Raw genomic sequence first — 12,411 nt, forward strand, 5'->3', positions numbered from 1 at the left:
ATGCCCCGGCGTTCCCGCGCCGGGGCTTTTTTCTGCGTGCCGCCGCCTCAGCCGCGCGTGTGGGGCGCGGTCCAGTCGGTGTCGGGGCCGATCGGGACGATGCGGTGCGGGTTCACCATGTCATGGCTGTAGTAGTAGTGCCGCGTGATGTGGTCGAAATGCACCGTGTCGGCGACGCCTGGCCACTGGTACAGCTCGCGCGCCCAGTCCCACAGGTTCGGGTAGTCGACGATCCGGCGGCGGTTGCACTTGAAGTGGGTGTGATAGACCGCGTCGAAGCGCAGGATGGTGGTGAAGAGGCGCCAGTCGGCCTCGGTCAGCCATTGGCCCGTCAGGTAGCGGTTCTCGGCCAGGATGCCCTCGATCCAGTCCAGGCTCTCGAACAGCGGCACCACGGCCTTGTCATAGGCCTCCTGCGTGGTGGCGAAGCCCGCCTTGTAGACGCCGTTGTTCACGGTGTCGTAGACGCGGGCGTTCACGGCGTCGATCTGCTCCAAGAGGTCGGGCGGGCAGAAGTCGTCGTCGTTCCCCGTCACCGCGTTGAAGGCGCTGTTGAACATGCGGATGATGTCCGCGCTCTCGTTCGAGACGATGGTGCCCGAGGTCTTATCCCAGAGCACCGGCACCGTGACCCGGCCCGAGGCGTCGGGCTTGGCCTTCAGGTAGATCTCGCGCAGGTATTTCAGGCCAAACTGCTTGTCGCCGGTGGCGCCGGGGAAGTCGTCCTTCAGCTCCCACCCGTCCTTCAGCATCTCGGGATGGACGACGGACACGTCGATATGGTCCTCGAGCCCCTTGATGCTGCGGAAGATCAGGGTGCGATGCGCCCAGGGGCAGGCATGGCTGACATAGAGGTGGTAGCGGCCGCCCTCGGCCATGAAGCCGCCGCCGCCGGTCGGGCCGGCGCTGCCGTCCACCGTCACCCAGTTGCGGAACTTGGACGTGTCGCGCTTGAACTCGCCCCCGGTGCTGTCCGTGTCGTACCACTCGTCCTTCCAGACGCCTTCGACCAATTGGCCCATAGTTCTCTCCTGTGTGAGCTTTCGCCAGCCAACGGGCGGCAGCCGGCCATGTTCCCGCACAGCTGCCCTGCGCGCATGCGCAGGAGCCGATCAGCCGATGGCCTGCGCCCGCGTCTCGGTCCGCACCAGCATCAGGGCAGCGGCGGCCAGCAGAAGCAGCACCGCGAAGCTGCCGATGGCGAGGCCGAAGCCCTGCGCGAAGACCACCGCCAGCAGGCTGGGCGCCAGGATGCCGCCAAGCCGGGCCATGGCGCTGGCCGTGCCCATGCCGGTGCCGCGCAGATGGGTCGGGTACAGCTCGGGCGTGAAGGCGTAAAGTGCGCCCCAGGTGCCCAGAAGCGCGAAGCTCATCAGGATCAGCGCGCCGGCGACCACGGCGGTGCCGGTCGCGAAGGCGAAGAGGCCGCAGCCCGCCGCCGACAGGATCAGGAAGCCCGCCAGCGTGGCGCGGCGGCCGATGGCCTCGACGCCCCAAGCCGCCAGCGCAAAGCCCGGCACCTGCGCAAGGGCCAGGATCACGAGGAAGCCGTAGCCGCGCACGAAGCCGAACCCCTCGGTCGCCAGCTGGCCCGGCACCCAGACAAAGACGCCGTAATAGGACAGCGAGACCAGGAACCACACGGCCATCAGGCCAAGCGTCGCCTGCCGCAGCATCGGCGCCATGATCGAGGTCGCCGCCCCCGCCGGCACCCGCGCCGGCACCAGATGCGTCTGCGCCGGCAGCGGCGCCGCGCGGTTGACGGCCAGGACCTTGTTGATGACGGCCCGCGCCTCGGCCTGCCGGCCCTTGCGGACGAGATACATGGGCGATTCCGGGATCCAGAAGCGCAGGAAGAAGCCGATCAGCGCGGGCGCGGCGGCGACCAGGAAGATCCAGCGCCAGGGCGCCTCGGCGCCCCAGCTGGCCGCGGCCCAGGCCGTCAGGGCGATGACGATGGTGCCGACGGCCCAGAACCCCTCCAGCCAGACCAGCCAGCGGCCGCGGTTCTTCGGCGGCAGGAACTCGGCCATCATCGCGTAATCCACGGGCAGCGTGCCGCCCACCGCGACGCCGGTCAGGAAACGCAGGACCAGCAGCAAGGTGAAATCCCCCGCCGCGGCCGAGGCGAGGCCGAAGACCGCGTCCATCGCCACCGTGCCGATCAGCACCCATTTCCGGCCCACCCGGTCAGCCACGCGGCCGAAGAGGAACGCGCCTGCGAACATGCCCAGAAAGAAGACCGTCCCGATCTGCAGCGCCGTCACCCGCTCCAGCCCGAAGCTGGCCGCGACCGAGGGGGCGGCGAAGCCGACCGCGATGACCTGCATCGCGTCGGCCGCCCAGACCAGCCCGAAGATGCCCAAGAGCCGCCACTGGAAGCGCCCGGTGCCCCCCTGCGTCAGCGCCTCGTCGATGGTCATCTGCCGCATGCCGCGCCTCCCCCGGAACCTTGCCCCTTGCATAGCGTGCGACCCGCGGCCGGGAAAGCCCGCGGCTCGACAGCCCGCGCGCCCGCCGCTAGGGTCCGCGCCCAAAGGAGAGGCCCATGTTCACCATCGCCACCTGGAACATCAACTCGGTCCGCCTGCGCGAGGGCCTCGTCGCGCGCTTCCTCGAGGAGGAGCAGCCGGACGTCCTCTGCTTGCAGGAATGCAAGTCGCCGGTCGATAAGATCCCGCTGACGCGCTTCGCCGATCTCGGCTATCGCCACATCGTCGCCCGCGGGCAGAAGGGCTATAACGGCGTCGCCATCCTGTCGAAGCTGCCGCTGGAGGATGCCGGGGATCGCGACTACGCCCGGCTCGGCCATGCCCGCCATGTCTCGGCCCGGCTGCCGAACGGGGTGGTGATCCACAACATGTACGTCCCCGCCGGCGGCGACGTGCCCGACCGCGAGGTGAACGAGAAATTCGGCCAGAAGCTCGACTTCGTGGCCGAGATGCGCGACGTCTTCCACGCCGACCGGCCCGAGAAGTCGATCCTCGTCGGCGACCTGAACATCGCACCGGGCGAGGACGACGTCTGGTCCCACAAGCAGCTTCTGAAGATCGTCAGCCACACCCCGATCGAGGTCGAGCATCTGCTGGCCGCGCAGGATGCCGGCAACTGGGTGGACGTGACGCGGCGGGACATCCCGCAGGGCAAGCTCTACAGCTGGTGGTCCTATCGCGCGCGGGACTGGGACGCGGCCGACAAGGGACGGCGGCTCGACCACATCTGGGCCAGCCCCGACATCGCGAACGCCGCGCATGGCAGCCGCATCCTGCGCCCCTGCCGGGGCTGGGAGAGCCCGAGCGACCACGTCCCGGTGCTGGCCAGCTTCGACCTGTAGCCTTCGCCGGCCCGCACGACGGAACGGCAGCAGTGGCGTGCGCTTGCGCAAGAACCCGCCGACAGTCGCAAAAGCACTCACCCAGAACGTGTATCCCTCTGTTTTCCATCGACTCCGCTCCGGAGCCAGCGGAAGCTTCATCTGCGGGCTGACGACCTGCGGCGTCGTGAAACGGCAGCGGAAGGAGCAGAAGCGATGACACCCTTGACGGGCCTTCAGCGGCTTGAAGCCCCCTCTCCCCTTCCGCCCGGCGGGGCGCTGCTTGCCGCCTGCGGCGAGATGATGGTCATCAATCTGCCCGAGCGCCGCGACCGGCGCGCCGAGTTCGAGCGGCAGTTGCGCACGATCGGGCTGTCGCTCGGCCATCCGCAGGTGCGTCTATGCGCCGCGATCCGGCCGCCCGACGCGGGCGACTTCCCCTCCATCGGCGCCCATGGCTGCTTCATGAGCCACCTGTCGGTCCTGCGGCAGGCGCGCGACGACGGCAAGGCAAGGATCATGATCTGCGAGGACGACCTGAACTTCTCGCGCAGCCTGTCCCGGCGCGCATCGCTGCTGGCGACCGAGCTGTCCGAACAGCCATGGGACATCTTCTACGGCTTCACGAATGGCGGCGTGCGCGGCACCCAGCTGCGGCCTGGCGGCCAACTGGTGCGGCTGGCGCCGGATCAGCGATTCGAGTGCAGCCACATCATGGCCTTCAGCGGCCGCGCCATCGCGCGTCTCGTGCCCTATCTCGAGGCGATGCTGGCTCGGCGCGGCGGCGATCCCGACGGCGGGCCGATGCATGTCGATGGCGCCTATGCCTGGTTCCGGCATGCACATCCGCAGCTGACGGCCATCGCCGCCCATCCGGACATGGGCTACCAGCGCGCCTCGCTGACCAATGTGTCGCATCCGGGAGCAAAGGACCGCACGCCCGGCGTGCGCAGCGTCGCCGCGCTGGCGCGGAAGGTGAAGAACCTCGTGACGGCCAGATAGAAGGGCCGGAATGACGAAGCATCTCATCATGGGCTTTGCAACCAACCAGAAGCCCGAGTCTCTCAAGGTCTTCCTCCGGTCCGCGCGCGAGGTCTATCCGACATCGGAGTGCGACATCGCGCTCATCACCAACTCGGTTGCGGGGATCGAGGAGATCCTGGACGACGCGGGCGCCATCGCGATCAACACGCCCAGCACCTACTCGATCCGTGTCTCGCGGCGCACGAAGCTCTACAACCGGGCCTTCCTGCACGCGCTGCGCGGACTGGCCGGCACCGGGGCTTTGTCCGGCTCGCCCGAGATTGTCGCGGGCTACCACCAGCTGATCGAGACCTGGCACCATCCGCATTTCGCCCGCTGGTTCGCCTATATGCGCGTGATGCGTACCCTGCATGGCTATGACCGCATCCTGCTGGCCGACACGAAGGACGTCGTCTTCCAGCGCCCCTTCTTCGACCGCGTCGACCCGCACAAGGTCGCGGTCTTCCAGGATGGCGAGGATTTCGCGGCCGAAGGCTGGAACGGCCGCTGGATCATCGAGGCCTACGGCCGCAAGCGCCACGCCGCCATCGCGCACCACCAGCCGATCTGCATCGGCGTCGTCGCCGGCGGCGCGGCTCCGCTGGCGGCGTTCGTGACCCAGCTCTGCACGGCGATCGCGCGCCACCCCTTCGGCCGGATCGAGCAGGCGATCTTCAACAAGATGTACTTCGCCGGCGAGTTCGACGTGCCCTTCCAGGAGTTCGACAACCGCGACGGCCCCGTCCTCACGATGGCGGGCGACGGCGTCGCAGCGCGCACCGAATGCCTCGACGGCCTGATCGCCGCGTCCGGCGGCGGGCGCGTCTTTCCGGTCGTCCACATGTACGACCGGCACGAGCACACGGACCGGCCCGTGCAAGCCCGCTACGGCGCCTGACGCGGCCGCCCGATGCGCCCGCGGCCTTTCGGGGCTTCCGCTCGGCCCGGACCGCCCCCATATTGCGGGCCAGACCGCCACTTCCGGCTGAGAGACGGGGACAGGATACCATGCTTTTCGACGGCGCCGCAGCTTCGAAGACCGACGACTTCATCAAGGACGTGACCGAGGCCGACTTCATGGCCGAGGTGGTCGAGGCCTCCATGCAGGTGCCGGTGATCGTGGACTTCTGGGCGCCCTGGTGCGGCCCCTGCAAGACGCTCGGCCCCATGCTCGAGGCCGAGGTGGCGCGCCACAAGGGCCGCGTGCGCATGGCCAAGGTGGACGTCGACCAGAACCAGATGATCGCGGGCCAGCTGCGCGTGCAGTCTGTGCCGACCGTCTATGCCTTCTTCCAGGGCCGCCCGGTCGACGCCTTCCAGGGCGCCCTGCCCGCCAGCCAGATCAAGCAGTTCGTCGAGAAGCTGGTCGCGCTTGGCGGTGACGACGGCGGGCTGGCCGAGGCGCTTGCCGCGGCCGAGCAGATGATCGCCGACGGCGAGGCGGCCGACGCCATCGAGACCTTCACTGCCATCATCGGCGAGCTGCCCGACAGCCCCGAGGCCTGGTCCGGCCTCGTGCGCGCCCAGTTGGCCGCGGGCGATGCCGCCGCGGCCTCGGCGACCCTGACCCAGGTTCCCCCCGCCATCGCGGGCACCGCCCCCATAGAGGCCGCGCGCGCCCAGCTTGAGCTGGCGCGCCAGGCCGAGAGCGCCGGCCCCCTGACCGAGCTTCAGGCGAGGGTCGAGGCCGATCCGGCCGACCAGCAGGCGCGGCTGGAATACGCGCAGGCGCTGCACGCGGCGGGCCGGGTCGAGGAGGCCGTGGACGTGCTGCTCGACAGCTTCCGCCGCGACCGCGAGTGGAACGACGGCGCGGCCAAGGCGCAGCTCTTCACCATCTTCGACAGCCTGAAGCCGAACGATCCGGTCGCGCAGAAGGGGCGGCGCCGCCTCTCTTCGCTGATCTTCGCCTGAGCCGCCGGCCATGCCCAAGCGCTTCGATCTGCCGGACCGCATCCCGATCTTCCCGCTGCCGGGCGCCGTGCTCATGCCCCGCGCCCGCATGCCCCTGCACATCTTCGAGCCGCGCTACCTGCAGATGCTCGAGGACACGCTGAAGACCGGCCACCGGATGATCGGCATGATCCAGCCCGAGGGCGAGGGGCTGGCGGCCATCGGCTGCGCGGGCCGGGTCGTTGCCTTCTCCGAGACCGATGACGGGCGGATGATGATCTCGCTCGGGGCCATCTCGCGCTTCCGGCTGGTGCAGGTGGACGAGGGGTTCTCGCCCTATCTCAACGCCCGCATCGACTGGTCCTCCTTCGCCCGCGACATGGCCGGCCCCGAGGAGGATCCCGGCCTCGACCGGCAGGCGCTGTTCGGGCTGCTCGGCCGCTTCATGGAAAGCGAGGGCCTCGCCACCGATTGGGACGCGGCCGCCCAGGCCGAGGACGAGCTGCTCATCAACTCGCTCTCGATGATGCTGCCCTTCTCCCCCGGCGACAAGCAGGCCCTGCTGGAATCGCCCACCCTCGCTGACCGGCGCGAGCTGCTCGTGGGCCTGATCGAATTCGCGCTCCACGGCGGCGAGAACGAGGAACGACTGCAATGACCGACCATCCCGCCGATCCCGCGCCCGCGGCTGCCTTCGACCGGCACATGCTCGAGGCGCTGGTCTGCCCGGCGACCCACAGCACGCTGCACTACGACGCCGCCCGGCAAGAGTTGGTCTCGCGCGCGGCGGGCCTCGCCTTCCCGATCCGCGCTGGCATCCCGATCATGCTGGTGGGCGAGGCGCGCCAGATCCGCGCCGATGACTGACCGGGACGGCGCGGGCAACCCCGTCGCCCTGCCCCATGTCTCGGCGCGCAGCCTCGGCCCGGTGCGCCTGCCGGGTTGGGTCCGCGCCGTCATCATCGCCTGCTGCCTGATCGAGGCGCTGCTCCTCGGGGCGGCGCTTCTCGGCTATCCGGCCCTGCGCTTCGGCGCCTTCGCCCTCGGCGCCTTCTGGTCGCCCGTGCTCGCCGAGGGGGTCGGCATCTATCCCGGCCAGCCGGTTCTCATGTTCGCGACACACGGCTTCCTGCATGCGGGCCTTCTCCATCTTGCGATGAACATGATCTCGCTCGCGGCCTTGGCGCCGCAGCTCGCCCGCCTCATCGGCGCCGGCCGCATGGCCCTTGTCTACGCCGCCGCCCAGGTCGCGGGGGCCGCCCTCTTCGGGGTGATGCAGCCGCAGGCCGGGCCGATGATCGGGGCGTCCGGCGCGGTCTTCGGCGTCGCCGGGGCCTTGGTGGTGACGACGGCCGCGACGCTCCGCCGCCGCAACCGCCCGACCGGCCCCTTACTGCGCGCGGTCCTCTTGATCCTCGGCCTCAACCTCGCGCTGACCGTCCTCATGCCCTCGATCGCGTGGGAGGCCCATCTCGGCGGCGCCCTCGCCGGCAGCCTCCTCGGCCTTCTCTTCCTCCGCCGCGCCGGCTGAAGGCAACTCGCGCGCCTCATCTTCTGTGCTTAAATATCCCGGGGGCTCCGGGGGGCTGGCCCCCCGGTCGTCGCGGGACGCCTCCGCCCCGGCCTCCGCCAAAACCAGCGCCGCCTCTTCCTCTTCGGTCAGCTCCACCCCATCGGCCGCCATCAGCCGCCGCAAGGCCGCGCGGAAGGCATCGGCCGGGGCATGGACCAGCGCCGCCGCCGTCTCGCCCTCGGCCATGTGCTCGGCGACGATCCGGTGGCCGAGCCCGTAGCCGGTCCACTTCCGCATCTTTCCGCGCCCGAAGAACCACGCGCCGTGATCGTAATCCGGCCGCGCCCAGAGGCTCGCCGCCTGCTTCAGCACGCCGGCGCCGGGACGCACCTGGTCCCAGGGATCGGCCGGCCCGCCCAGGATCTCGGTTACGAAATGCCCGGCCAGCCCCTCGCTCACCAGCGCCTCGCCGAGCGAGCGGCCATAGCCCGGCCCCTCCCACCGCGCGAGGTGATGCAGCTCATGGACCAGGGTGCGGCGGAAATGCTCGGGCGCAAGGCGCGCCGGATCGACGACCAGCTCGATCACGCCCCGCGCCGGCGCGCGTCCGCCGATGCCCCATTCCGGGATCACGTCGTCGCCCACGCGAACCACCAGGTCGAAGCGCGGCACGTCCAGCCGCGCCTCGACCAGCGCCAGCACCTCACGGGCATGGGCGCGGATCTCGGCCATGATCACGGTCAGATCGCCGCGCGCGTTCAGAAGATGCAGCTGCCAGATCGTCATGGCTTGGTTCTACCCCCGGCCCGCCCGTGGCGCCAGAGGCTCAGACCTCGGGCACCAGGACCTCGCGCTTGCCGACATGGTTGGCGGGGCTGACGACGCCCTGCTCCTCCATCTGCTCGACCAGCCGCGCAGCCTTGTTGTAGCCGATGGCGAGCTTGCGCTGGATGTAGGAGGTCGAGCACTTGCGGTCCCGCGCCACGATCATCACCGCCTGGTCGTAGAGCGCGTCGTCCCCGCTCTCGCCGGTGCCGAGGCCGAGCACGGCGTCGATGTCGTCCGCCTTCTCCTCGTCCACGCCTTCGATGACGCCCGACTTGTAGCTGGGCGGGCCGAAGGATTTCAGGTGCGTCACCACCTCCTCGACCTCCTCGTCCGAGACGAAGGGCCCGTGGATGCGGGTGATGCGCGCGCCGTTGCCCATGTAGAGCATGTCGCCCTGCCCCAGCAGTTGCTCGGCGCCCTGCTCGCCCAGGATGGTGCGGCTGTCGATCTTGGAGGTGACCTGGAAGCTGATCCGGGTCGGGAAGTTCGCCTTGATCGTGCCGGTGATCACGTCGACCGAGGGGCGCTGCGTCGCCATGATCAGGTGGATGCCCGAGGCCCGCGCCATCTGCGCAAGGCGCTGGATGCAGGCCTCGATCTCTTTCCCCGCGACCATCATCAGGTCGGCCATCTCGTCCACGATCACGACGATGTAGGGGAAGGTCTCGGGCTGGAACTCCTCGGTCTCGAAGATCGGCTCGCCGGTGTCCTCGTCAAAGCCCGTCTGGACGGTGCGCTTGAACAGCTCGCCCTTCTTCAGCGCCTCGCTGACGCGGCCGTTGTAGCCCTCGATGTTCCTGACGCCCATCTTGGACATCTTGCGATAGCGATCCTCCATCTCGCCCACGACCCATTTCAGCGCGACGACGGCCTTCTTGGGATCGGTGACGACCGGCGACAGCAGGTGCGGAATGCCGTCATAGACCGACAGCTCCAGCATCTTGGGGTCGATCATGATCAGCCGGCACTCGTCCGGCGTCAGCTTGTAGAGGAGGCTCAGGATCATCGTGTTGATCGCGACCGACTTGCCCGAGCCGGTGGTCCCCGCGATCAAGAGGTGGGGCATCTTGGCAAGGTTGGCCACGACCGGATCGCCCCCGATGTCCTTGCCAAGCGCCAGGGGCAGCGGCTGCGTGCCGTCGCCGAAGGCGCGCGAGGCGAGGATCTCGCGCAGCAGCACCTTCTCGCGCCGGGCGTTCGGCAGCTCGATCCCGATCACCGTGCGGCCGGGCACCGTCGAGACGCGCGCCGACAGCGCGGACATGGACCGCGCGATGTCGTCCGACAGGCCGATCACGCGGCTGGCCTTAAGGCCCGGCGCCGGCTCCAGCTCGTAGAGCGTGACGACGGGGCCGGGGCGGACCTCGGTGATCTGGCCCTTCACGCCGTAATCGTCCAGCACCGCCTCCAGCATGCGGGCGTTCTCCATCAGCGCCTCCTGCGGGATGGCGTGATGGTCATCCGCGCTCGGCGCGCTCAGCAGCGCCAGCGGCGGGCGCTCGTAGCCGGGGCCGTCCTCCTCGAAGCGCAAGGCGGGCTCGGCTTCCGCGAGGGCGCTGCGCGAGGGCTGGGGCTTCTTCGCGGACGTCACGATCTGGCGCGGGGTGTCGGCGCCAAAGGGATGGGGCTCGTCCTCTTCCTCATCACGGCCGAGCGGGGACTCGATGCGCGGCTCGATCCGCGGCGGGGGGTTGCCTTCGCGCGCCAAGCGCGCCGCGACCGAGGCCAGGACCGAAGGCTTGGCCGAGCGCTTGCTGATCGCGTCCGAGATGCGGCCGCGCAGCTCGTCGGCGGTCGGCGCGGCGCCGTCATAGTCGGAATCGCGCTCGATCAGCTCGGGCTCGGGCATCTCCTCCTCCAGCTCGAAGGCGGACGGCTCGGCCGCGGCCCGGCGGCGCGAGAAGACGCCCGCGGCGGCAGGCGCCGGCACATCCTCGGCCGCCTCCCCGCGCTGGCGCGAGCGGGCGGCCGCGATGCGGGACGAGACCGCGCGGCCCGCGGCCAGCGTCAGGTGTAGCGCCAGCGCCAACCCGCCGAGGAAGCGCCGCCAGAGCCCGCGCAGCTCGGTCCGGTCGAAGCCCAGCACGAAGGCGGCCATGGCCACCGCGCCGGCCGCGACCAGAAGCCCTGCGACGCGGATGCCGATCTGGGCCTTCATGGGCAGCACGTTCAGCAGCGCGCCCATCACCATGTCGCCGAAATGCCCGCCAAGCCCGTAGTTCTGCTGCCAGTTCTCGCCCGGCACCAGCGTGCTGCAATAGACCGAGGTCAGCGCCACGGCGAGCGGGGTGAAGATGCCCCGCATCAGCCGGTCCTCGCCCAGATGCAGCATCAGCCGCAGGCCCCAGACGATGCCGGCCAGCACCAGCACCCATGCGCCATAGCCCGCGATCATCATCAGCGGCGAGGCGACATAGGCGCCGAAGCTGCCCAGGATGTTCTGCGCGGGCTGGTCGGTCGCGGACAGGAAGCTGGGATCGTCCGCCGACCAGCTGCCCAGCATCAGCGCGACCATCGCCGCGATGACGATGAACAGCGCGCCGACCGCCTCGCGCCCGCGCCGTTCCAGCGCGGCGCGGGTTGTCTGGTCGAACAGCGGATCGCGGTGTTTCGCCTGCCAGCTTGCCATGCGCCTAAGCCCTTCCGTCATAAAGGACCGAGGCGAGGCGCGTCAGCGCCGCCTCGGTCTGGTCCGCATCCGCCACCAGCGCCACCCGAATGAAGCCGCGCCCGGGGTTCTGCCCCTCCACCTCGCGCGAGAGATAGGCGCCCGGCAGCACCTGGATGCCCGCCTCGGCCCAGAGCCGCCGCGCCGCCGCCTCGCCATCCTCGACCGGCAGCCACAGGAAGAACCCACCCTCCAGCGGCCGGTAGCCGGGCACGTTGCCCAGCACCCGGTCCGCAACGGCGTATTTCTGCTGATAGAGCGCGCGCGAGGCGTCCACATGCGCCTCATCCGCCCAGGCCGCCGCACTGACGCGCTGGACGGGCAGGGGCAGGGGCGCGCCGGAATACGCGCGCAGCCGCCGGATCTCGCGGATCTGCGCCGCGCCACCCGCCACGAAGCCCGAGCGCAGCCCCGGCAGGTTCGATCGCTTGGAGAGCGAGTTGAACATCACCACCCGGTCCGGCAGGCCCATCGCCGTCGCAACCTCCAGCGCGCCCGGAGGCGGCGTGTCGCGCCAGATCTCGGAATAGCACTCGTCGGCGAAGATCAGGAAATCATGTCGCTCGGCCAGCGCGACCAGCGTTTCCAGATAGGTCCGATCCGCAACTGCGCCCTGCGGATTGGCGGGCGAGCAAAGGTAGGCCACCGCCACCCGGTCCAGCAGCGCAGGATCCAGACTGGCGTAATCGGGCAGGTTCCCCGTATCGGGCGCCGCAGGCACGAAGATGGGCTCGGCCTGAACGGCGGCGGTCGCGACCGCGTAGACCTGATAGAAGGGGTTCGGGATCAGGATCGCCGGGCGCTGGCCGTTCTTCTGCTCGGGGCAGAGTGCGAGGGCCGCGTTGAACAGCCCCTCGCGCGTGCCATTCAGCACCATCAGCCGCTCGGGCGCGACATCCAGCCCATAGCGCCGCCCCAGCCAGCCCGAGATCGCGCCAAGCAACTCGGGCGTGCCCTCGTTCGGCGGGTATTTCGCGAACTCGGCGATGCTGGCGGCCATCACCTCGGGCACGAAGCCGGGCATGGGGTGGCGCGGCTCACCGATGGTCAGAATCGTCGGGCTCTCGCCCGGGGCCAGCCCCGGCGACAGGTCCGCCAGCAGCGCCCGCAGGCGCGGGAACGCGTAGTCCGGCAGGTTCGAGAACCGCTCGGGGAATGCCATACTGCCTCGCT

Annotated in this window: 11 protein-coding genes and 1 pseudogene; 7 read left to right on the forward strand and 5 right to left on the reverse strand. The window is 69.9% G+C overall.

What is annotated here, in order from left to right; all coding sequences use genetic code 11:
• Positions 1-47: 47 nt before the first annotated feature.
• Together BLP73_RS04585 and BLP73_RS04590 are read right to left on the reverse strand one after the other, a co-directional pair.
• Positions 48-1,022: a glutathione S-transferase family protein gene (locus BLP73_RS04585; protein ID WP_090740792.1), complete on the reverse strand. Its 975-nt coding sequence runs from the start codon at positions 1,020-1,022 to the stop codon at positions 48-50.
• A gap of 90 nt (positions 1,023-1,112) precedes the next feature.
• Complete coding sequence (locus BLP73_RS04590) at positions 1,113-2,432, reverse strand: MFS transporter (protein WP_090740794.1); 1,320 nt, start codon at positions 2,430-2,432, stop codon at positions 1,113-1,115.
• Positions 2,433-2,548: 116 nt separating this feature from the next.
• On the opposite strand from BLP73_RS04590, the gene BLP73_RS04595 reads away from it, so the two are divergent.
• The 7 genes from BLP73_RS04595 (at position 2,549) to BLP73_RS19715 (ending at position 7,760) form a co-directional block, all read left to right on the forward strand.
• The gene (locus tag BLP73_RS04595; RefSeq protein WP_090740796.1) at positions 2,549-3,334 is read left to right on the forward strand and encodes an exodeoxyribonuclease III; all 786 of its coding nucleotides are present in this window, start codon (positions 2,549-2,551) and stop codon (positions 3,332-3,334) included.
• 195 nt (positions 3,335-3,529) lie between these two features.
• Positions 3,530-4,315: a glycosyltransferase family 25 protein gene (locus BLP73_RS04600; protein WP_090740798.1), complete on the forward strand. Its 786-nt coding sequence runs from the start codon at positions 3,530-3,532 to the stop codon at positions 4,313-4,315.
• A gap of 10 nt (positions 4,316-4,325) precedes the next feature.
• Complete coding sequence (locus tag BLP73_RS04605; RefSeq protein WP_090740800.1) at positions 4,326-5,234, forward strand: hypothetical protein; 909 nt, start codon at positions 4,326-4,328, stop codon at positions 5,232-5,234.
• A gap of 110 nt (positions 5,235-5,344) precedes the next feature.
• Entirely contained in the window at positions 5,345-6,250 is a 906-nt protein-coding gene (locus tag BLP73_RS04610; RefSeq protein WP_090740802.1) for a thioredoxin family protein, read from the forward strand.
• A gap of 10 nt (positions 6,251-6,260) precedes the next feature.
• Positions 6,261-6,887 carry an LON peptidase substrate-binding domain-containing protein gene (locus BLP73_RS04615; RefSeq protein ID WP_090740805.1) on the forward strand — a complete coding sequence of 209 codons (627 nt, stop codon included), beginning with the start codon at positions 6,261-6,263 and terminating at the stop codon, positions 6,885-6,887.
• On the forward strand, positions 6,884-7,096 hold the full coding sequence (locus BLP73_RS04620) for a Trm112 family protein (RefSeq protein ID WP_090740807.1): 213 nt from the start codon (positions 6,884-6,886) through the stop codon (positions 7,094-7,096). Before BLP73_RS04615 ends, BLP73_RS04620 begins: the two co-directional genes overlap by 4 nt.
• Positions 7,089-7,760 (forward strand): rhomboid family intramembrane serine protease, encoded by a 672-nt coding sequence (locus tag BLP73_RS19715; protein ID WP_090740809.1) that lies wholly within the window; start codon positions 7,089-7,091, stop codon positions 7,758-7,760. Before BLP73_RS04620 ends, BLP73_RS19715 begins: the two co-directional genes overlap by 8 nt.
• 186 nt (positions 7,761-7,946) lie before the next feature.
• Here the strand turns inward: BLP73_RS19715 and BLP73_RS19720 are convergent.
• The 3 genes and pseudogenes from BLP73_RS19720 to BLP73_RS04640 form a co-directional block, all read right to left on the reverse strand.
• A pseudogene (locus tag BLP73_RS19720) lies at positions 7,947-8,528 on the reverse strand (DUF2268 domain-containing putative Zn-dependent protease); the annotation flags it as partial.
• A 40-nt stretch (positions 8,529-8,568) separates the two neighbouring features.
• Positions 8,569-11,199: a DNA translocase FtsK gene (locus BLP73_RS04635; protein WP_090740813.1), complete on the reverse strand. Its 2,631-nt coding sequence runs from the start codon at positions 11,197-11,199 to the stop codon at positions 8,569-8,571.
• Positions 11,200-11,203: 4 nt separating this feature from the next.
• Entirely contained in the window at positions 11,204-12,400 is a 1,197-nt protein-coding gene (locus BLP73_RS04640; RefSeq protein WP_090740815.1) for an aminotransferase class I/II-fold pyridoxal phosphate-dependent enzyme, read from the reverse strand.
• Between the last annotated feature and the right edge of the window lie 11 nt (positions 12,401-12,411).

Source organism: Paracoccus tibetensis (genome assembly GCF_900102505.1).
Taxonomy (GTDB): domain Bacteria; phylum Pseudomonadota; class Alphaproteobacteria; order Rhodobacterales; family Rhodobacteraceae; genus Paracoccus; species Paracoccus tibetensis.